Annotated in this window: 20 protein-coding genes; 6 read left to right on the top strand and 14 right to left on the bottom strand. The window is 41.5% G+C overall.

The annotated features are described in order from the left end of the window. The first annotated feature begins 212 nt into the window (after positions 1-212). Entirely contained in the window at positions 213-695 is a 483-nt protein-coding gene (locus T7867_RS02970; protein ID WP_322299816.1) for a GAF domain-containing protein, read from the top strand. Between the two features lie 105 nt (positions 696-800). Here the strand turns inward: T7867_RS02970 and T7867_RS02965 are convergent, their stop codons facing one another. From T7867_RS02965 to T7867_RS02945, 5 genes are all read right to left on the bottom strand, one after another. Continuing rightward, positions 801-1,463 (bottom strand): phosphatidylserine decarboxylase family protein, encoded by a 663-nt coding sequence (locus T7867_RS02965; protein ID WP_273276355.1) that lies wholly within the window; start codon positions 1,461-1,463, stop codon positions 801-803. A 4-nt stretch (positions 1,464-1,467) separates the two neighbouring features. Next, positions 1,468-2,745 carry a Glu/Leu/Phe/Val family dehydrogenase gene (locus T7867_RS02960; protein ID WP_068215607.1) on the bottom strand — a complete coding sequence of 426 codons (1,278 nt, stop codon included), beginning with the start codon at positions 2,743-2,745 and terminating at the stop codon, positions 1,468-1,470. An 82-nt stretch (positions 2,746-2,827) separates the two neighbouring features. Next, positions 2,828-3,640 (bottom strand): phosphatidate cytidylyltransferase, encoded by an 813-nt coding sequence (locus T7867_RS02955; protein ID WP_322299815.1) that lies wholly within the window; start codon positions 3,638-3,640, stop codon positions 2,828-2,830. Further along, positions 3,633-3,845 (bottom strand): putative signal transducing protein, encoded by a 213-nt coding sequence (locus tag T7867_RS02950; RefSeq protein WP_068215602.1) that lies wholly within the window; start codon positions 3,843-3,845, stop codon positions 3,633-3,635. Before T7867_RS02950 ends, T7867_RS02955 begins: the two co-directional genes overlap by 8 nt. Then, positions 3,842-4,849, bottom strand: a complete 1,008-nt coding sequence (locus T7867_RS02945) for a CPBP family intramembrane glutamic endopeptidase (RefSeq protein WP_322299814.1) — start codon at positions 4,847-4,849, stop codon at positions 3,842-3,844. Before T7867_RS02945 ends, T7867_RS02950 begins: the two co-directional genes overlap by 4 nt. Before the next feature lie 35 nt (positions 4,850-4,884). On the opposite strand from T7867_RS02945, the gene dusB reads away from it, so the two are divergent. Then, positions 4,885-5,880 carry a tRNA dihydrouridine synthase DusB gene (gene dusB / locus T7867_RS02940; RefSeq protein WP_068215597.1) on the top strand — a complete coding sequence of 332 codons (996 nt, stop codon included), beginning with the start codon at positions 4,885-4,887 and terminating at the stop codon, positions 5,878-5,880. A gap of 53 nt (positions 5,881-5,933) precedes the next feature. Beyond that, positions 5,934-6,836, top strand: a complete 903-nt coding sequence (locus T7867_RS02935) for a DMT family transporter (protein WP_068215596.1) — start codon at positions 5,934-5,936, stop codon at positions 6,834-6,836. Between the two features lie 182 nt (positions 6,837-7,018). Here T7867_RS02935 and T7867_RS02930 read toward each other — a convergent pair whose 3' ends face one another. Further along, on the bottom strand, positions 7,019-7,879 hold the full coding sequence (locus T7867_RS02930; protein WP_068215590.1) for an endonuclease/exonuclease/phosphatase family protein: 861 nt from the start codon (positions 7,877-7,879) through the stop codon (positions 7,019-7,021). A 122-nt stretch (positions 7,880-8,001) separates the two neighbouring features. On the opposite strand from T7867_RS02930, the gene T7867_RS02925 reads away from it, so the two are divergent. After that, positions 8,002-10,404: an ABC transporter permease gene (locus T7867_RS02925; RefSeq protein WP_322299813.1), complete on the top strand. Its 2,403-nt coding sequence runs from the start codon at positions 8,002-8,004 to the stop codon at positions 10,402-10,404. A gap of 40 nt (positions 10,405-10,444) precedes the next feature. Here T7867_RS02925 and T7867_RS02920 read toward each other — a convergent pair whose 3' ends face one another. The 3 genes from T7867_RS02920 to T7867_RS02910 are packed head-to-tail and all read right to left on the bottom strand — an operon-like array spanning position 10,445 to position 11,903. Further along, complete coding sequence (locus T7867_RS02920; protein ID WP_068215585.1) at positions 10,445-10,624, bottom strand: hypothetical protein; 180 nt, start codon at positions 10,622-10,624, stop codon at positions 10,445-10,447. A 28-nt stretch (positions 10,625-10,652) separates the two neighbouring features. Further along, a complete protein-coding gene (locus tag T7867_RS02915) occupies positions 10,653-11,216 on the bottom strand; it encodes a DinB family protein (RefSeq protein WP_068215583.1) in 564 nt (187 codons plus the stop codon). A gap of 54 nt (positions 11,217-11,270) precedes the next feature. After that, positions 11,271-11,903 (bottom strand): Crp/Fnr family transcriptional regulator, encoded by a 633-nt coding sequence (locus tag T7867_RS02910; protein WP_157717469.1) that lies wholly within the window; start codon positions 11,901-11,903, stop codon positions 11,271-11,273. A 112-nt stretch (positions 11,904-12,015) separates the two neighbouring features. Between T7867_RS02910 and T7867_RS02905 the strand changes: the two genes are divergently transcribed. Continuing rightward, positions 12,016-12,546, top strand: a complete 531-nt coding sequence (locus tag T7867_RS02905) for a hypothetical protein (RefSeq protein ID WP_273515745.1) — start codon at positions 12,016-12,018, stop codon at positions 12,544-12,546. Positions 12,547-12,707: 161 nt separating this feature from the next. On the opposite strand, the gene T7867_RS02900 is transcribed toward T7867_RS02905, so the two are convergent. The 5 genes from T7867_RS02900 to T7867_RS02880 all read right to left on the bottom strand — a co-directional run bounded on the left by T7867_RS02900 (position 12,708) and on the right by T7867_RS02880 (position 19,927). Further along, on the bottom strand, positions 12,708-13,454 hold the full coding sequence (locus T7867_RS02900) for a sulfite exporter TauE/SafE family protein (RefSeq protein WP_273276331.1): 747 nt from the start codon (positions 13,452-13,454) through the stop codon (positions 12,708-12,710). Between the two features lie 16 nt (positions 13,455-13,470). Then, positions 13,471-14,928, bottom strand: coding sequence for a M28 family peptidase (locus T7867_RS02895; protein ID WP_273515746.1), 1,458 nt, complete (start codon positions 14,926-14,928; stop codon positions 13,471-13,473). Between the two features lie 69 nt (positions 14,929-14,997). Then, positions 14,998-16,311 (bottom strand): MFS transporter, encoded by a 1,314-nt coding sequence (locus tag T7867_RS02890; RefSeq protein WP_089082257.1) that lies wholly within the window; start codon positions 16,309-16,311, stop codon positions 14,998-15,000. A 50-nt stretch (positions 16,312-16,361) separates the two neighbouring features. Next, positions 16,362-18,764, bottom strand: coding sequence for a glycoside hydrolase family 31 protein (locus T7867_RS02885; protein ID WP_068215575.1), 2,403 nt, complete (start codon positions 18,762-18,764; stop codon positions 16,362-16,364). A 116-nt stretch (positions 18,765-18,880) separates the two neighbouring features. Next, the gene (locus T7867_RS02880) at positions 18,881-19,927 is read right to left on the bottom strand and encodes a LacI family DNA-binding transcriptional regulator (protein WP_068215573.1); all 1,047 of its coding nucleotides are present in this window, start codon (positions 19,925-19,927) and stop codon (positions 18,881-18,883) included. 388 nt (positions 19,928-20,315) lie between these two features. Between T7867_RS02880 and fbaA the strand changes: the two genes are divergently transcribed. Continuing rightward, positions 20,316-21,380: a class II fructose-bisphosphate aldolase gene (fbaA, locus tag T7867_RS02875; protein ID WP_068215571.1), complete on the top strand. Its 1,065-nt coding sequence runs from the start codon at positions 20,316-20,318 to the stop codon at positions 21,378-21,380. Positions 21,381-21,440: the final 60 nt, after the last annotated feature.

Below are 21,440 nucleotides of genomic sequence, written 5' to 3'. Positions count from 1 at the left end.
AAGTGGTCAGACGACTAGTTTCCTTTCAATAATCGACAAACATATTCTTGGGATGCTCAGTTGAAGCGCTGTAAATGGAGGTTAGCTCGGCACTTCAACGTATCTCTCTTCGATTGTCTTCTTGAAATGGAAGTCAGGAGACTAGGCTATTTTGATTTTTTGAACCGAATTTCCGTTCTCTCGGTTACCTTTGCATTCCAAAATCAAGAGTTATGGCAGAAGAGCTAATCGTAAACAATACCGCTACCAAAGAAGAAAAGTATCAAAGCTTAATTCCTCAGATTGAAGCTTTGGTTACTGCTGAACCAGACTTGACCGCTAACCTAGCTAATATTGCTTCAGCTCTTAAATATGGTATGGGCTTCTTTTGGGTAGGTTTCTACTTGGTAAAAGACGATGAATTGGTGCTTGGGCCATTTCAAGGGCCAATTGCTTGTACGAGAATCAGAAAAGGGAAAGGTGTTTGCGGAACTAGCTGGGAAAAAGCTGAAACACTCTTAGTACCTAATGTAGACGAGTTTCCAGGGCACATTGCTTGTAGCTCAGACTCTAAATCGGAGATTGTTCTGCCAGCCATAAAGAATGGTGAGGTAGCCCTTATTTTAGATGTTGACTCTGACCAACTGAATGACTTTGATTCAGTAGATCAGGAGCATCTAGAAAAACTTATGAGAGTTGTTGAAGGGCTGCTGTAATGCCCCTGTTGGTGTTTTTACCGACAAGAAAGTCGTTATTCGTTGGTCACAAGACCAATAAAGGCAGTCAACGCTAAGAAAATGGCAAGAGAGGAGTTAAAGAGATTACTTTAACTCCGCAATTACAGTTTGGCCACCTTTAGTAATTTGGCCATTGGTAACTTTAATTTCAGCATCTAGTGGTAAGAATAAATCTACCCTGGAGCCAAATTTGATAAAACCGAATTCTCTTCCCTGAATAACGCTGTTGCCTTCTTCTATATACCATTTTATTCTTCTTGCGGCAGCTCCTGCTACTTGACGTATCAGGATTTCTACGTTTTTATGAAGTTGGTATACTATGGTAGTTCTTTCGTTTTCAGTGCTCGACTTAGGGTGCCAAGCCACCAAGTACTTACCTGGGTGATATTTGAAGTACTTAATGAGCCCAGTTACAGGGTTTCTATTTACGTGCACATTTACTGGCGACATAAATATTGAAACCTGAATACGCTCTTTGCCCTTAAAGTACTCGTCTTCGGTGGTAGTTTCAATCACCACAACTTTTCCGTCTGCAGGAGCTAAAACGTACTTTTCATTGAGCTCAATTTTTCTGGTAGGATTTCTGAAAAACTGAAGAAAGAAAAGAAAAACCGCTAGCGATACTCCTCCAACAATATATTTGATGAGTTCGGGGATTGGTGCCAGATAAATGATTCCGGCATTCAATACTATTAAAACAAAGAAGAGGATTGTTAAGAATCCTCTTCCTTCATGATGTACTTTCATAAGATTAAAAACCTCCTCTAAACTTGTAGGTTTCAGCCACTTTCTCAATTGCTACAACATAAGCTGCAATACGCATAGGTATGTCGTACTTCTGAGAGGCATTGTATACTTTATCGAAGGCATCTTTCATAATTCTGTCAGATCTTCTGTTTACCCTTTCACGAGTCCATTTATAACCTAAACGGTTTTGTACCCATTCAAAGTATGAAACAGTTACACCACCAGCGTTGGCCAGAATATCTGGTACCGCCATAATGCCTTTTTCATTTATAATTTTATCAGCTTCGGCAGAAGTTGGGCCATTGGCACCCTCTACAATAAGCTTAGCTTTTACTTGATCTACGTTGCCAAGGTGAATTACATCTTCAACGGCTGCAGGCACTAAAACATCTACATCAAGAGTAAGGAGGTCTTCAGGCTTGTCCATTAAGGTGGCTCCAGTAAAACCTTCTAAAGTTCCTTTATTGCCATCTCTGTATTCAATGGCTTTCTTAATGTCTATTCCTTTTTCGTTGTAATACGCGCCAGAAATGTCGCTTATAGAAACTACAGTACAGCCTCTTTCTTCTAAAAGAAGAGCAGCAAATGAACCTACGTTTCCAAATCCTTGAACTGCAATAGTAGCGTGGTAAGGATTGATTTTAAGTTTTTCCATGGCTGCTAAAGCAGAAACCATAACGCCTCTACCAGTAGCCTCTACGCGGCCTAAAGAGCCACCAAGTACCAAAGGCTTACCCGTTACAACAGCATTGACCGTGGTTCCCATAGAGCGTGAGTACTCATCCATCAGCCAGGCCATTTCTCTTGGGCCAGTTCCCATATCTGGTGCAGGTATGTCCCTATCAGGGCCAAAAACGCCAGTCATTGCTTGTGTATAAGCACGGGTTAATCTTTCGATTTCTCCAGCAGACATGGCTCTTGGGTTACATCTAATGCCACCCTTTGCACCACCATACGGAATGTCCACAACGGCACATTTCCATGTCATCCACGCAGCAAGTGCTTTTACCTCGTCCAAGTGAACATCCATTGCATAGCGAACACCACCTTTAGATGGCCCCAAAATGTTGGAGTGAATCACACGGTGACCTTCGAACACTTGAATGGAACCATCGTCCATAGTGATAGGCAGTGAAACAGATACTTGCTTTGAGGGTGACTTTAAAACATTATAAACTTGTTCGTCCAGTCCCAGCACCTCGGCTGCAATATTGAACCTGGACATCATTGACTCGAAAGGATTTGATTTGTCCTTAATCGGAGCCGGTTCTATGTAACCCATAGGGAATATTTTGTTTAAGACGGGTCAAAATTAAGGAAAATTTAAGCGAATATGTCCAAGACCAAGGCGCTAATTTTCCCGATTAAAGTATCAAGTGCAGATAGGCTGTTGTGAATGGTAAACTTAACAGTAAACCATCGAATCTATCTAGAAAACCTCCATGCCCTGGCAAGATGCTTCCTGAGTCTTTTATAGCCAATGTTCGCTTAAAAAGAGACTCGGTTAAATCGCCTAATGTGCCAAATATGGCCGTGATTGCTCCCAATCCTAGCCACTCCATTAAGCCGATTTCACCAAATAGCTCGTAAAAACCGTAAGCAATTACCAAAGACAGTAAAAAGCCCCCAATGCTACCTTCCCAAGTTTTGTTTGGAGAAACGCGTTCGAAAAGCTTTCGCTTTCCAAAAGTCTTGCCTGCAAAGTAAGCCCCAGTATCGTTTGCCCACTGAAGAAAAAGAATACCCAAAATGAGTACATAGCTGTAAGTTCCTCCTAGAAAGCCAATACTATGTAGTAATGAGAATGGAATGGCAATGTATACCACACCAAAGGTTGAAAGAGCCGTACAGTTAATGGCATGCGACTTTTTTATAGCTTGAAGCGGATAAATTAGTACTGTTGCAAATAGAGCTGGAAGTAGCCAAAACAGTTTAGTGGAAAGCTCTAGCTGAAAGTAACAGAACATGAGGGCGTACAGAATAAGGGAAAAGGTTAAGCCCCAAACCTCGTACGGATGGTTGCCTGAGTTTTTCGCTAGTCCGTAAAACTCCTTTAGTGTGAGTAACATAATTAGGGCGAAGACTATAGCAAAGGCCCATGGAGATAGAACGGTTGCAGCAATTATAGCGCCTACGCCAATAAGAGCTGTAACAATTCTCAATGCCAGATTATTCATTATTGAAGCTGATCTGTTCGTTGATGATTTTTAGAGCACGCATAACACTATCCGGATTAACCTTTACCTCTAGCTGACCAAACTTGTATGAATGGTCTTGAAGGTTGAAGACAATGGCCGCAAACCCTTCATTGATTAATACGTCTTTTACGATTTCCGCCTGATGCGGGACAGATGTTGTATAAACGGTTTGCCAGCTACTCACTCTAAAGATTTTCGCCTAAGATACAGATTTCTGAAAATAACCATGATAGCAACAAAGGCTACTGCAGCTACTATTTGGCCAACTACTGGTACGGCTTCCGTGTCGTCTAAATTGACACCGTTTTCGGAGAACTGAGCAGAATAGGCAATTGTGACTCCAATTCCATTATTAATAGCATGTGCAATTATAGGATACCAAATATTTCCAGACCAAACATATAAATAGCCAAAAACGGCCCCTAACATCATTCTTGGAACTAGGCCAAAGAACTGCATGTGAATGGCTCCAAAAATAAAAGCACTAACCCAAATGGCTATATGAGGGTTTTTAGTCCACCTCTGGAAGCTGTTTTGCAGCACACCTCTAAACATTAGCTCCTCGCCAATGCCTGGAAGAATAGAGATGACGAGCATAGCGAAGAGGTACTCACCAACATTATTAAAAGACGTAAAGTACTTAGTGGCTTCTGCTAACTGCTCTTCTGTAGTTCTGGCCCACTCTTCAAAACCAGCCATAAATTCTGGAAATTGTATCCCCTCATTCCATTCAATAAAATACGAGTTGACAATCATAAAGGCGAAGGTGCCAGCTGCGGTCAGAATTAATGGAAGCGGTTCTATTTTTTTGTTCGGACTTAATGAGCCCAGTTTCTTGTTGGCTACAACCTTTAAATAGAACCAAGGAGTGAAAAATGTAAAGAACAGGGTGTATAGCATTTGAGAAGACAAGGCTTCTGTAAGACTCATATAAGAGTAAAGGCTATTGGGGTTGTTCAAGATGTCGCCAAGTTCTGCCCCATTGACAGCCGCTAAGCCTATGGCTACTGCGCCAGCAATAAACTGCCCAACAAAAAAGCCAACTAGCATAAAGCCAATTACTATCAACAGGTTTTGGCCAGCAGCTATCTCTCTGGTTTTCTTCCTTACGGCTACTTTCTCCTTTGCATCGCTCATAGAAGCTAAATCGATGCTTGCCTCTATTTTCTCGTTATCATTTCTCACCATAATGGCGTAAATTTACGCTAAAATTTGAATAGCACTTGGTACGAATAGGAAACATAGAGGTTGGTGAATTCCCGTTGCTGTTGGCTCCCATGGAAGATGTGAGCGACCCACCGTTTAGAGCGGTGTGTAAAGAAAACGGGGCAGATTTGATGTACACCGAGTTTATCTCTTCAGAAGGACTCATTAGAAATGCTGAAAAGAGTGTTCAAAAGCTCGATATATACGACTATGAGCGCCCAATTGGTATTCAGATTTTTGGCGATAAAATCGAATCTATGCGCCAAGCAGCTGCCATTGCTGAAGAAGCGCAGCCAGAATTGGTAGATATTAATTACGGTTGCCCAGTTAAGAAAGTAGCATGCAAGGGGGCTGGGGCTGGAATTCTGCTAGATATTCCCAAAATGCAGAAGATGACCGAGGAGATTGTAAAGCAGGTGAGCCTTCCAGTTACTGTGAAAACGCGCCTTGGTTGGGATGACAGTACCATTAAAATTGTAGAAGTTGCCAAGCGACTGCAAGATGTTGGAATCAAAGCTTTGACCATTCATGGCAGAACCCGAGTGCAGATGTACAAAGGCATAGCCGATTGGACTAAAATAGCTGAGGTTAAGAACCATCCAGATATTCACATTCCAATTTTTGGTAATGGAGATATTGATTCACCCGAAAAGGCACTAGAGTATAAAAACAAGTTTGAAGTAGATGGTATTATGATTGGCCGTGCGTCTATCGGTTATCCGTGGATCTTCAATGAAATTAAGCATTTCATGAAAACAGGTGAACTGCTCGCGCCACCTTCTATGGATGAGAGAGTCAGAACTGCCAAAAAGCACCTAGAGTTTTCTCTGGAATGGAAAGGGGAGAAGCAGGGTATTTACGAAATGAGAAGGCATTACACTAACTACTTTAGAGGTATTCCTAACTTCAAGCCTTATAGAACTCGATTGGTTGAATCTGAAAATCCGGAAGAGCTATTCGGAATTTTAGATGAGGTGGGAGGCATATTTGAAGATGCCTATTCAATGGCCTAATTTCTCTTCGGAACGTTCACTAATTATTCTACATTTGGGCTTCTTTTAGAAGCATGAAAAATACCAACGTTTTAGCCTGGGGTATTCTGGTAATTCTTTCTTTGGTGTGGGGAACCAGCTTTATTCTAATCAAAAGAGGTTTAGAGGTTTATGATGCCGGTGAGGTAGGAGCCATCAGAATTTTGGCAGCTTGTCTTTTCTTGGTGCCAGTGAGCATTCCTAGAGTAAGGAAACTAACTAGTAAGCAGGTTAAACTTCTGTTCCTGATTGGTATGGTTGGTACTTTTGGCCCAGCATTCTTTTTTGCTATTGGTCAAACCCGTTTAGATAGTGGTATTACTGGTGTACTCAACGGCCTTACTCCCATTTTCACCCTTGTAATTGGAGCACTTTTCTTTAAGCAGAAGTTTAATAAGGCCAATTATTTAGGGATAGTGCTGGCTTTTATTGGGACCGTTGTTCTGCTTACTGCCGGAAGCGGAGGTAAATTCAGTGAGTTTAACTTCTATGCTTTTTTTGTAGTGCTGGCCACGGCTTGTTATGGAACCAATCTTAATGTGATTAAGTATTATCTGGCCGACTTGAGTCCGTTGGTAATTACTAGTGTTAGCATATTGTTAGTGGGGCCTTTAGCTGGACTTTACTTGGTGTTTGGAACCGATTTTTCGGTAACATTGGCCACTCAACCAGGAGCGGTAAAAGCCTTAGGCTATGTAAGTTTATTAGGTATTATGAGTACGTCTTTGGCTCTAATACTTTTCAACAAGCTGGTACAGCTTACTACTCCAATATTTAGTAGTACGGTTACTTATCTTATCCCTATAGTGGCTTTAACATGGGGCGTGTTAGACGGAGAAGTTGTGTTGATAGGGCATATTATTGGAGTATTAGCTATTTTACTTGGAGTATTTATTAATAATAGACGCAAAGCAAAAGCCGCTAATGTTAAAGTCTAAAAAGGAGCTTCTAAGTATCTATATATTTTCTGCCATAGGCTTAGCCTCTCTATTGATCATCTTGTTTTCTGACCAGGATAGTTGGGCAAAAGGATTTTTCATCGGAGTTATGGTCTCAACTATTCTCGGACTACCTTATTTTATCTATTCCTATTTCAGAGAGAAGAAGAGAGAAAATCAGTCTAGTTGAAAGAAAAGTTTGCGACAATAGGATAGTGGTCAGAAGGGTAGAAATATTTGTTCTTCCATCTATCTATCTCAAAACTATTCAAGCTTAAGCCTTCTGATTTTTGATAGAAAATATAGTCTATTCTATCGCAATGGCTGCCTCCGTTCCAGTTGTGATAAGTACAGCCTTCCAGTTCATCTCCAGAATAGGTATCAGTAAAGTATTCTTTTATTCGTTGAATGTTTTCACCTTCAGGCGTTTCGTTCAGGTCGCCTAAAAGTATAGTGGGCATTGGCTCCACTTCTGTCATTAATTTTCTAAGAATCAATTCAACACTTCTTTCTCTGCTATAGTCCGACCGATGGTCTAAATGAGCATTAAGCAGCCGAAGTTTCTTGCCACTGCTTTTGTGTTCAAGAACAACGATAGTAGCAATTCTAGGTAGTGTATTGCCCCAGCTTTTGGTTGCTGGTTCGTTTGGGGTGTCGGAAAACCAAAATGTTTCATCATTGACAACTTTCCAGGTTTTCTTGTTGTAGAATACCGCATTAGACTCCCCCTTCTTTTCTTCTAAGGTTCTAGACCTAAAGACGACATCGAGTTGAGAGACTTCATCCAAAATTTGATCTATTTGTAAAGGCAAGGCCTCTTGGGTGGCAATTATTCCATCTCTGTATTTCTTGAAGATGGTCATTACTCTGTCCCTTCTACTTTTCCATTTATTTTCTCCATCACCTGGAGTGCCATAGCGGATGTTGAAGGAAGTTACCTCAAATTCTTGCGCCATGGAGGGAACTTCAAGTAGAGACAGTAAAATAATGCATGTGGTAAGGGTGAAGCGCATGTTCAAAGCTGCAAAATCCTGATTTAACATTCAAATAATTGTAGTTCTTACCATAACCCGATAAGCTGCAACCTTGCTATATTTTTTTGGTCATTATGAATATGTTTCTCAATTCGTTTAATTGAGAGTTGTTAAAACTCAAACCAACGGTCATGTTTAAAAATTACTTTAAAGTTGCGCTCAGAAATCTTCTGAAGCACAAAGGATTCTCATTTATCAATATTTTAGGTCTTTCTGTAGGCCTTACCTGCTGCTTACTCATCGGTCTTTACATCAATGAGGAAATGAGTTATGATACGTTTCATGAGAATGCTGACGAAACCTACCGATTCACTCGCGAATTCATGAGTCAAGATGGAACCACTTCTTTACATCTTTCACGGTTAGCCCCTCCATTTGGTCATTATTTGAAAGATTATTATGAAGGTGACATAGAGAAAATTGGTCGTTTTCTCACTACTTCTGGCACCATCGAATACGGTGAGAAGCTTTTCAATGAAACTGATTTAGCTTTTGCCGATCCTGAAATTGTGGACATTCTTACTTTCGAAACTCTTCAGGGGAATCTGAAGGAAGCCTTGCAGAAACCAGGATCAGTGGTGCTTTCTGAAAGCCTCGCCAAGAAATATTTCGGTAACGAAGACCCAATGGGGAAGTCTATCCGTGTGTTCGATCAAGCGGAATTATTAGTGCAAGGAGTCTATAAAGATTGGCCAGACAATTCCAGTTTTGAGCTGAATATGTTGGGTGATTTCTCAGTGATAGAACAATTCTATGGAGGAAGAGAAAACCTCTTAGGCGCGTGGGGCAGTAACAACTTTACTACTCTTTTTACACTCACAGAAACGGGGTCTATCGATGGAATTATGGATAGAATGGAGGAGTTTCTTACTATTCAACTGGGAGAAAATGCCAATAGCTGGACAAGATTGCATGTTCAGAAGTTGACAGATATTCACTTACACTCTAATCTTTCTGATGAACTAGGAGAGAATTCAGACATTACTTACGTCTACATCTTTACTTCAATCGCGGTACTGATTCTGCTGATTGCCTGTATTAACTACATGAATTTGGCCACGGCCAGATCGGCCAGAAGGGCCAAAGAAGTAGGGATGAGAAAGGTATTCGGTGCCGGAAAAGGGAACCTTATCAATCAGTTTTTGACTGAATCTGTTGTACTTACACTTTGTGCTTTGTTGCTCTCTGTTGGGCTCACTTCAGTGATTCTGCCATTCTTTAGAGAGTTTACTGCATTGAATTTGGAGTTCAATCTAGTCCAAAATGCGGGTCTAATCGCAATTATTTTCGGAGCCGCCTTGTTGGTGGGTGTTTTGGCAGGGAGCTATCCTGCATTCTACCTTTCTGCATTTAAGCCGCTAGAGGTAATGAGAGGCAGTAAGGGTTCTGCACCAGGGAAGTCGGGATTATTAAGGAGAGTGCTTGTAGTGGCTCAGTTCTCAATTTCTGTGGTTTTGATTATCTCTACGGTTGTGGTAGTTCAGCAGCTAAATTATATGCAGAACAAGAATCTTGGCTATGACAAAGACCAGATGATGATCTTGAATGTGAGTCAAGAAATTGGCAACAACTTCCAGACTTTTAAGAATGAGCTTAAAAATATTGCTGGGGTGAAATCTGCCGGAGGTTCTAGTCGTGTGCCTTCTGGTCAGTTGCTCGATTCTCAAGGAGCGCAAGCCGAAGTGGATGGCCAAATGCAGCCGACTCAGGTGGTGATTAAGCAGCTTCAGGTCGATCCTGATTTTGTGTCGAATTACCAGATGGAAGTAGTAGCAGGTAGAAACTTCACCGATGATTGGCAAAGAGATTCAGCCAACTTTATTCTAAATGAGAAGTCGGTAGAGATCATAGGTTGGTCTAGCCCTGAAGATGCTATTGGTAAGCGCATGAATTATGGTGGTGTTGCTGGAAGAGTAATTGGTGTGGTTGAAGACTTTCACTTCGAGTCGCTTCAGAGTGAGATTGTACCAGTAATTATGGCAAACAATAGAAGTAATATGCGTTTCCTTTCCATCAAAATTGAAGGCCAAAACCTGAGAAGTTCTGTGGCAGAAATTGAGCAGAAGTATGCAGAGTTTTCACCTAATTCACCCATTCAGTACAACTTCTTAAATGAGCGGTTCGATACTCTTTATGAGTCTGAATCTCAGCGAAGCGAGTTGTTCACTATCTTCTCAGGTTTGGCTATTTTCCTTGCTTGTCTTGGTCTGTTTGGCCTGGCATCATTTACGGTAGCTCAAAGGGGCAAAGAAATTAGCATTAGAAAAGTGCTTGGAGCGTCTATTAATCAGATTGTTTCAACCTTAAGTAAAGAGTTCATCATTTTGGTGGGAATAGCCATGCTACTGGCTGCACCGGTTGGCTGGTACTTTATGAGCGATTGGCTCGATGGTTACGCATACAGAATTGGTTTAGGAGCCTTGCCATTTATTGTTGCTGGCGGAATTGCGCTACTTATTGCTTTTGTAACAATTAGTATGCAAACCTTTAAAGCGGCATTTTCTAACCCCGCAACAAGGTTGAGAGAAGATTAGGGTTAATCAAACAAGAGAATGAGATAGGGACTGGCCTTTGCTAGTCCTTATTTTTTTGCCTATTAATAAACTCAAACCCGAAGCCCATAGCTATACCTACTCCAACGCCAATGGCTAGATTATCCATAGCAACGCCTATTCCTACTCCAATGGCAATTCCGGTTCCTATTCCCCTACCACGCGGTCGTCTGCTGGAGCCAGTGTTCTTCTCATCCTTCATTACTTGAAGGTAACGAATAGATATAGGTTTAGACTACCGCAGCTTTGATTCTTTTGAGCTGGAGAACGTGCCTGTCGAGATGACCTAGCAGAAAGCGAAAGGCATCGCCTAGTCTGAGTTTCACCAAAGGACCTAGGGCGGTGGGCACTTTCACTTTGTTTAGGCTGTAGTTTTTGGACTTTCGGATTAGTTCAGCTAGCTCTCGGTGAGTGGAGAAAAACTCTTCTATGGTTTCAGTAGCGTTAAGGGCATTTGCGGGATCCATAGACTTCATTGTCTTCATACTATTCTTTACTTCGCCTGTGTCTTTAGGGGAGATCATTTTGGTGAAGTAATCGCCCTTCCAGTGAGAAGAATAGGTTTCTTCTGGCTCTTGAGGATATTTCTGATGTGCCTTTTTAATATTCTCAACATAGATTTTGTTAGCAATGCTTAAATGCTTTAAGCACTGAAGGATACTCCATTTTCCATCGGCTTCCTGAGTGTTTAGTGTATTGTCATCGAGACCAGCGATGAGTTGCTCTACTTCGGCCAAGGCTTTTTCGCATTGTTCTACGGAGTTCTGAATGTGGGTTGTTGCTTTGAGTTTCATTTTTTGCGATAAAGTAAGTGAGTCGCTACAAGTTTCGTCTTGATATAGATCAAGTTAAGTCGCCCATTTCTTTCTCATTCGGGAAAAAGTTTCGGGAGTCATTCCTAAATATGAAGCTAAGTGTTTCTGCGGAACAATCTGAATAATGTGTGGACTCTGAGTCATCAGTCGTTCAAACTTCTCTTCCGCAGAATCGGCCAATAAGCTCCTTATAAATATGCCCAGTCCAAACATTACTTGCTGGTTGAACTTGAACAGCCATTCCTTGATTACTGGAAATCTCTCTTGCAACTCTACCAATTGGTTATGGTGAAGTTTGAGCCCAACGGTGTCTTCCAAGGCTTCCACATTCCAGTCAGATGGTTTCTGAAAAATTAGTGAGTCATAAACTCCACTGAACTCGCCATTGTAGGAAAAGCCCATGTTGTACTCTTGGCCATTCTTCTCGAAATAGCCTCTGAGTAGTCCATTGTCTATGTAATAGAAATACTTTTCTACTTCACCCATGCTAGTTACGGGTTCGTTTTTGTGGAAGGAGAAGCTTTTCCAAGCGAAGCGAATTTCCTCCCATTCCTCATCTTTTAGGGTCACGAATTTTTCAATGCTCTTCCGAAGACCATGATGCATTTCTTCCATGTTGGAAAATATTAAAAGGGAATCATTTTTGATAGCTTTAAGTATGGCCAAGGAGGTGAAGTTTCATAAAAATCATGACGAAGCTGAACGCTATGTTTTAGAACAGGGCTTTGAAAGGACACCCAAGGAACGGATTCTTTGGTTGCTCAAGCATGTCAAAACAATGCACAAGTTTAATTCGGTGCAGAAGGAACCCAAGGGCTTACTATTGAAGAAGAAAGATGATTTCTATTTGAAAGTAATTGACGCCTTCAATCAGGAGGAAGTGGAGTACATGGTAGTCGGTGGCTTTGCAGTCAACTTCCATGGTTACAATCGGTCTACAGGAGGTCTGGATTTATGGGTATCGAAGAGGGATGATAACCTTCAAAGCATTCAGAGGGCAATTGAAACCCTAGGTTTTGAATTTCCTGTAGAGGCAATTACTGAGCTTAAAGAGGAAAGAATGGTTTCTTTTTCTGACTCAGGTTTTTTGGTTGAACTGATGACCAGATTGAATATCAGCAATGAAGTCACCTTTCAAGAAGCGTATCAGAATTCCGTCATTAGATTGGTGGATGGAATAAGTATTTGGGTGATTTCCATAAACGAACTCAAGCAAGAGAAAGCGAGGTCTAAACGATACAAGGATTTGGACGACCTTTCCAAGCTAGAAGAAGCTGAAGCTTATTATGCTCGGAAAGGTAAGACATGAGTTTTAACTCTTAAAAACCTTATTGTGCTTCAGTTAGCTGTCCGGAAGATCCCTCGGTTCCTCGGGATGAAAAAAAGGTGAAATGTGTAACCTAATAAGCTCACGCAGTTTTATTCTATCCGACTTCCGACTTCCGACTTCCGACTTCCGACTTCCGACTTCTACCCAAAGAACAGTTTAATGGCAAATGCAATAGCTGTAACCATCACAAAGTAGCGGATGTACTTTTCGTTTACCTTGGTGCTCCATCGGCTGGTAAGCCAACCTCCGGCACCATTTCCTGCCGCCAAAGCAAGCCCTAGTTCCCAGTTAATCAGTCCCGAGTAGATGAAAACGCCCAGGGCAGAAAGGGTGTAGATTAGTACTGTCAACGACTTAATCATGTTGATTTTTACCATGCCATAGTTGTGGATGAAAGACATGGACGCAATGATTAGATAGCCTACTCCAGCCTGAATAAACCCACCGTAAATACCAATAAAAAAGAAGGTAATGAGCCCAATGATTTTAGATTTCTTGGTGGTTTTAACTCGGTCACCAGATTGCAGTCTTTTGCCAAAGACCATATAGGCCACAATAAATACAATGATTGCCGCTAAGATTCTATTAAAGGTTTCTCCTTTGATGTCTACCGCTACATAAGACCCTAAAATGGCTCCAATAAAAGAAGTGGCACCCAGCCAGAGATCATATTTTTCGGCTTTTACTCCTTTAGAATGATAGCCACCCCAAGACATCAGTCCATTGAAGAAAACCCCGATTCTGTTGGTGGCATTGGCAATGTTGGGAGGTAGGCCAAGGAAAATAAGTGCGGGCAAAGTAAGTAATGAACCTCCTCCCGCCAAAGTGTTAATAACACCGGCAATTAAACCGACACCAAAAAGCAGGAGGATGTTCGTTATGTCCATTTCTAAAAACTAGAGATTAATCTTCCCATCTCCAGTCTCCACCAATCTGAAGCTTTAGCTTAAGGTTGTGACCTTCTAGAAACGCTTTTGTTTCAGCATCATTTAGCTTTTGGGCTGGAAGCTGATCTGCATCTGCTAAAGCATATAGCATCATTGAGCTAAACCTTACATTATTCACCATGTGCTCCTTGTTCACTAGATCAAAATCGTCACAATCTGCATGGTAGCAGCCATAAATGGCTCTATCTAATCTAGAGGCTGGAGAAGTATAAGGTATACCCTGAAGCATAAACGGCTGATGGTCACTGTGGAGGCCTGCGCCATTAGAAACAACATTTTTGTATGTAGTAGAATCAATGGCCATGATTTCTTTTCCTACTTCTTTGAAGAAAGCTTCAGCTTCAGGTCTTCCTCCAGTTCCAAATCCTGCAGGGTTGCCAGACATGTCTTGGTTCATGATATATTTAATCTGGTTGATGGTGCCGTTCTCAATGGCCTGATCAACCATGTATCTTGAGCCAAGCAATCCTTCTTCTTCACCCATAAACATTACAAACTGAACAGTTCTCTTTGGTTTTAAGTCTAGTGCAGCAAAAGTTCTGGCCATGTCAATAATTGCAAAAGAGCCAATACCATTATCTATTGCTCCTGTGGCTAAATCCCATGAGTCTAGGTGGCCGCCAACAATAACTTTTTCTTCAGGTAACTCACTGCCTTTGATTGTAGCAATAACATTGCGAGCGTTGATCAAACCAGATTCGTTAGTCATTTTGATAGAAGCATATTGCTTAGACTTCTTCAAGGTTTCTTTTAGCTCCATGCCATTTTCTTTGCCTATGCAAACAGCAGGGATGGTAATGAGGCTACCAGTAACTGAAGCGGTACCTGTTAGAAGAACGCCACCATCTACTTGGTTAATAATGATGATGCCAATAGCGCCATACTTGGTTGCTAAAGCAGTTTTTTCAGATCTGTGAAGTCCAGGAGTTCCTTCTGGGCTATTCGGAAGTGTTCCGATATAGACTAGCGCAATTTTACCTTTCACGGCATCAGGGTTGGCTTCATAGTCAGCATCTACACCGTTGCCCATGTCCACTATTTCTGCTGTGATATCTGCTTCAACAGGAGAGTGAGCAAGGGTTACTGCAGGCATTTCTTCTAGCTTGTTTTTAGAGCCAATCTGAACTTCAATCTCACCTCTAGACCAAGATTCTACCTCAAAGGGTTGGTATTCCACTTCAAGCCCATAGCTTTTAAATAAGTTGTAGGTGAATTCTTCAGCTTTGGCGCCTTCTGGTGACCCTGTCAGTCTGTGGCCAATAGTTTTAGTAGCTTCTTCTAGGTTTTCATAGGCCACTGAATTGGCTAAAGCTTCCTCGTTAATTTTCTTAAAAATGGTGGCTTGGTCGTCTTTCTTAGGTGTACACCCAAAGACAAGCACCAATACAAAAAATAAAATAGTTGTCTTTTTCATTAGTATTAGAGTTGTGTGGTGAAGATAAAAATAAAAAGCAGCGGTTAAGCTGCTTTTTAAATGATTGGTTTATGCTGTGAGTGCAGGATCGTCTTTGTCTTTAACAAACCGTAGTGTAAAAGCTGCCAGTATCATAAAAACGCCAGAGGTGATAATGGCGAACATTGGGTTGCCTCCGTACAGGCTTTTTACTATCGGCCCTCCTATAATGGCATTGATAATTTGAGGTAGAACAATAAAGAAATTAAATAGTCCCATATAAATCCCCATTTTCTTTAGCGGGATAGAACCTGCTAGAATAGCGTATGGCATGGCCAGAATGCTTGCCCAAGCTATTCCAACCCCAAACATAGAGCCTATGAGCCAATACTTATTTGGAGCGAAGTACATAGAGATTAGCCCTAAGCCTCCAATAATTAATGAAACAGCATGCGTGCTCTTTCTACCAATTTTAGCAGCAATTGATGGTAGTAAAAATGCATAGATGGCAGAAACTAAATTGTAAAAGCCGAATATGATTCCTACCCAATCACCTGCATCTTGATAGGCTTGGCTTGAGGTGTCATCAATAGGGAGCTTCCAAATATGATGGGCAATTGCTGGTGTGGTGTAAACCCACATTCCGAATAAAGCAAACCATGAAAAGAACTGAACTAGACCCAACTGCTTCATGGTGGTTGGCATGGCAGCAATGTCTTCTAGAACTTGGCCAAAGCCCTTTCTTTTTACTGCGCTTTCAACTTCAGTCTCTCTTTCTTCTTCAAAGGCAGCAGTTTCTTCAGGGCTATATTCTTTGGTAGTAAACACTGTAATTAGAATGGTGCCTATAAGTACTACCGCTCCACAGATGAATGAGATAATTAGGCTGGGAGGCACGGTGCCTGGCTCGGCAGTATTAGCAACACCAAACCAGTTGGTGATTGCCCAAGGTAGCCATGAGCCTATTACAGCTCCTATTCCTATAAGAACGGTTTGAATGCTGAAACCTAAAGTGGTTTGATCGCCTGGAAGTTTGTCAGCAACCAGCGCTCTAAAGGGCTCCATGGCAATGTTGAAACTGGCGTCCATGATCATTAAGAACCCTGCTCCAACCCAAAGCGCTGGTAAAAAGGCAATAAACATGTCGGCCTGAGGCATAAGTATTAGCCCAATTGATGCAAGAATGGCCCCTGTAAGAAAATAAGGTCTTCTTCGTCCTAGTTTTGTCCAAGTTCTATCACTGTAATGGCCAATGATAGGCTGAACGATCATTCCTGTTAACGGTGCCACAATCCAGAACCATGATAGTTCCTCTACATTTGCTCCAAAGATTTGTAGTATTCTACTAGCATTGGCGTTTTGCAGGGCAAAGCCCATTTGAATTCCGAGAAAACCGAAACTCATGTTCCATATTTGGCCAAAATTGAGGCGAGGTTTCGTCTGCATATTCTTGTTTATTTCCACGTAATGGTCAGCTCTGAGTCAGAGAAACCAGTTTCAATTACTTTCAGATTTCGGTTAACATAGTTTCGTTTCTCTCTTTGTGGGAGTGGGTCGAACTCTGTAACTGGTTCAATCAGTCTGATGTCTTCCATCTGGTAATTTACAGATTCACCATTTAATTCATAGCTATCTGATTCAAAACCATGTAGATATACCTTTAGAGTCTTGAATTCAGATTCGAAGTTTCCTTCTTTCGCTTCAATGGTTATTGAGTTAGACTCACCATCAAATTGAATCAGTCTTTTATAGAAGCTACCATCTTTGAAATCGTAGGTAGAACCATTGTCTTCGTAATACAGCTGTTCCGTTTTAGTATGGCCGAAATAGACATGCAGTCTAAGCGTTCCATCTGACTTTTCTTGCGTGGTTTGAACAGTGTTTTGCATTGGTATTATTGCACCAGCCTTGGCGTAAACCGGTAAGTCTTCTAAAGTAGTTTCAATTACATGATGACCTGAATTCACCTTTTCCCCGCTAAAGAAATGATACCATTCGCCCTCGGGAAGGTAGATTTTTGCATACTGTTGTTGGCTAGTAGTTGGACAAACCAAGAGCCATTGGCCAAGCGTAAATTCGTCTTGAGCGCTTCCACCATAAATGTTGTGATCATTGTAATAGTCTACTGCTAAAGATCTATTCAATGGAAGGCCAGTAGTGTGGGCCTCATAAGCCAAGGTGTATATGTAAGGCATCAGTTTATACCGTAGGCTGATGTAGTTCCTTGAGATTTCTTCTACCTCTTCGCCATAAGCCCAAGGCTCAGAATCACGAACGTTTACCATGCTGTGGACTCTGAAGAAGGGCGCAAAAGTGGCTATAGCTAACCAACGGGCAAACAAAGCTGGGCCTGACTCTCCAACAAAACCACCTACATCGTATCCTGAAATTGGTACACCGGCCATCCCTAAGCTGTTCACTAGTCGTACTCCGAGTAGCATGTGGTCATCGCCAGCTACATTGTCGCCAGTCCAAACGGCTGAGTACCGCTGAACTCCAGAAAAGCCTGCCCTAGTTAAGGTGAAAGGTCTTTTATTCCCGATGTGTTTTTTTGCTCCTTCAAATGTGGCGCGCACCATCTGAAAACCGTAAACGTTTCTAGCCTTTTTGTGTGATACTTGTTGGCCTTCATAGTCGAACTCAATGAGGTTCGGAACATCTTGCCCCCAGCAAGCGGGTTCATTCATATCGTTCCAGAAACCTTCTAGGCCGAGGTCTGTGTAGAATTTTAGTTCTTTAGCCCACCATTCTCTCCCCTTTTCAGAAGTGAAATCAGTGAAGTGGCTATTACCTGGCCAAACGCTCGCCTCATACTTTGTTCCGTCAGGGTATTTCACAAAGACATCTTCTTCCACACCTCTATCATAAGTGCCGTAGCCTGGTTTAGTGGCAATGCCTGGGTCTAGAATAACTACCACTTTAAAGCCTTGAGATTCTAGCTTTTCAATCAGCCCTTTTGGGTCTGGGAATCTTTCATCATTAAAAGTGAAGGCCATGTAGTCCTTCATGTAGTGAATGTCTAGGTAAATGACATCGGCAGGGATTTTCTTATTGCGGAAAGTATCGGCAATATTATACACCTCATGGTCTGGGTAGTAGCTATATCTGCACTGCTGAAAGCCAAGGCTCCATTTGGGAGGAAGCTCGCATGTGCCTGTAAGCTTGGCATATTGCTGAATAACTTGAGCCACAGTATCTCCTTGAATGAAGTAATAGTTCAGATCGCCTGCTTCTGCACTGAAGTAAGTGAACCGCTCATTATTTGAAGCACCAAAGTTGAAATGGCTTTTGTACGTGTTGTCGAAGAATATGCCGTAAGGTTTGCCTTCTCTAACTCCTATATAAAAAGGAGTAGACATGTATAAAGGGTCAGTCCAGTTGTCAAAACCAAACGCATCAGAATTCCAATGGTCGTAAGAAGAGCCTCTACGATTGAGACCACCGCCTTTTTCGCCCATGCCAAGAAACACTTCGTCATTGGCTAATGTCTTATAGTTGGTTACTTCATGGCCAAGCCAGCTAATGCCAAAGGCCGGGTCGTCTTGATTAAGGATAGCGCCTTCGGAATTTTTAAAAGTAAGCCTGAAAGGAGCCTTTTGAATTTCAACCTTGAGGTGTTCAGACTTTAATGAGATTTGCTGATCGTCTTCTTTGCCGTCAATGTTTACTTTTTCTGGCGAAAGAATTACTGAAAAGGGATAGTGTTCGAACTCAGACTGTCTAGAAGCTTGAATTCTGCAGATCTTTTCATTGTAAAAAGTAACAGCGAAGTGCTTATCTCCAGCAGCTCCTATAACGCCTCCATCTTTCCAATTGAAAGTTGAAATTGACCCAATAGACTCGTTTTTGAAATTCATGCGATGCGAAAGTTAAAGGCTAGTTAGCCTATGCTCCATTAGGTGAAAATAGTGCTTTTGCGCTCTTCCTTTAGGAAATCACCTAGGTATTCTCATCACAAACGTTTGCACGAAGTCTAATTTGCGAGCGGTTGTATTACGCCCAATTTGTTAGAAGACTCTCTAACTACTACCTCAGTATCGAGAATTTTAATGGTGCTTTTCTCGATGTTGGTCTTGTTTATTTCTTTGAAAATTAGCTTGCATGCTTCTTTTCCCATCTCATATCCTGGTTGAGAGACGCTAGAAAGTGAAGGGTTTACCAATGAACAAAACTGCCAGTCGCTATAGCCAATCACGGCAATATCTTCTGGTATTTTAAGACCTGCTTTTTTAATAGACTTCAGTGCGCCTAAAGCAGCCATGTCATTGTTTGCAAACACTCCATCTATTTTTTTGCCAGAGGCAAGTAGCTGATCCATGGCTTGCTCGGCTTCTTCTTGAGTTCCGTTTCGACACTCCACAATGAAGTCTTTTTTGATAGGCATCTCATTGTCTTCTAATGCAGAAGTGTAGCCCTCTATTCTTTTACGGCCAATAATTAGGTTTCCTGGCCCTGCCAGATGGGCTATGTCTTTACAGCCTTGTTGGATCAGGTGTTCAACAGCATCGTAAGCCCCTTGGTAATCGTCTACAATCACGGAAGGTGCATTCATGCCTTCTACGAGCCTATCGAAAAAAACCATTGGTACGCCTTCTTCCACTACCTTTTGCAGGTGAGCTAAGTCAGAAGTTTCTCTAGATATATCTACCAAAAGGCCATCTACTCTAGCGCTCATGAGGGCATCAATACTGTCTGCCTCTCTCTCAAAGCTTTCTATAGACTGACAAATCATCACATTGTAGCCCTCTTTCATGGCTTCGTCTTCAATACCGCTAATCACGGTAGAGAAGAAAAAGTGAACCGTTTCGGGAATAATGACACCAATGACATTGGTTCGTTGGTTTCGAAGGCTTAGTGCTACAGCATTGGGCCGATAATTATACTTATCGGCAAGCTCTTTTACTGCTTTGCGGGTATTAGGACTTATGCCTGGGAAGTCTTTTAGGGCTCTGGAAACAGTAGAACATGAGATGTTTAATTCCTTGGCAATGTCCTTAATTGTAACCTGTCCCTTCTTCATTGCTTGCTGCTTGGTAAATTAGCCTGACTTTTGGCTGAAATAAGTTTATATGTTTGGAATAAGCCAGTAAAGACAAAATTTTTTCGAAAAATAAATTCTTCCAAATAGTTAAAATTTGGCTGTTTCAAACGTTTGCATGTCTTTTGAATTGTCAATGTTGCCGCTTGCCAAATTGAAATCTATGGTTTTAATCCCTACTTTTATCTTCTGACACTGTATCTGTGAGATCATTGTCAGTAATTTCCTCCATTTCTATTATAGTTTACTTTACTTATAGCGCAATCCATTGCGCTATAAGTGTTTTAAAGCATTTCCGTTTTCGGTAGAAGGAATTAACTTCACAATTGCTTTCTTTGCAAACACTATCTAAAAACATAATTATTTCGACATGGGAAAATTCAGAAGCGGTGTATTGTACGGTCAAGAATTAAAAGACTGTCTTAGCTACGCGAAAGAAAATGAATTTGCTTTACCTGCGGTAAATGTGGTAGGTACCAACAGCATTAATGCAGTATTAGAGACTGCAGCAAAGGTTAACTCTCCGGTTATTATTCAATTCTCTAACGGAGGAGCCTCTTTCTACGCAGGAAAATCACTTTCTAATGATGGTCAGAATGCAGCCATTCAGGGTGCTATTTCTGGCGCAATGCACGTTCATCAGATGGCAGAGCATTACGGTGTTCCGGTAATTCTTCACACTGACCATGCCGCTAAAAAATTACTTCCTTGGATAGATGGTTTATTAGACGCTGGCGAGAAATTCTACAAAAAGAATGGTCAGCCGTTGTTCAGTACGCACATGCTAGACCTTTCTGAAGAGTCGCTTGAAGAGAACATTGCTATCAGTTCTGAATATTTCAAAAGAATGGTGCCTTTAGAAATGGGTATCGAAATTGAATTGGGTATTACTGGTGGTGAAGAAGACGGTGTAGATAATACTGACGTAGATTCTTCTAGACTTTATACTCAGCCAGAAGAAGTTGCTGAAGCATGGGATGCACTAAGAAAAATTGGTGACATCTTCACAGTTGCTGCATCTTTCGGAAACGTTCATGGTGTTTATAAGCCAGGAAACGTTGAGTTAAGACCTGAGATTTTGAAAAACTCTCAAGAGTATATCAAAGAGAAGTTCGGTACAGAAGATAAGCCGGTTTACTTTGTTTTCCACGGTGGCTCTGGGTCTGAGCCAGAAAAAATTAAGGAGGCTACTTCTTACGGTTCAATCAAAATGAACATCGATACAGATGTTCAGTGGGCCATGTGGGATGGTATCCACTCTTATTACAACGATAAGAAAGACTACCTTCAAGGCCAGATTGGTAACCCTGATGGAGAAGATTCTCCAAACAAAAAATACTACGATCCACGTGTTTGGTTGAGAAAGGGTGAAGAGTCTGTTGTGAAAAGACTCGAAAGAGCTTTCGAAGAGCTTAACGCCATTGGTAGAAACTAAGATTTCACAAATCACCACAAATAGAAAAGGCAGTCTCAACGGACTGCCTTTTTAATGCTT

It is taken from the genome of Roseivirga spongicola (assembly GCF_034376045.1).
GTDB lineage: Bacteria > Bacteroidota > Bacteroidia > Cytophagales > Cyclobacteriaceae > Roseivirga > Roseivirga spongicola.
Note: the sequence above shows the minus strand (reverse complement) of the source record. Positions and strands in the feature narration are given on the sequence as shown.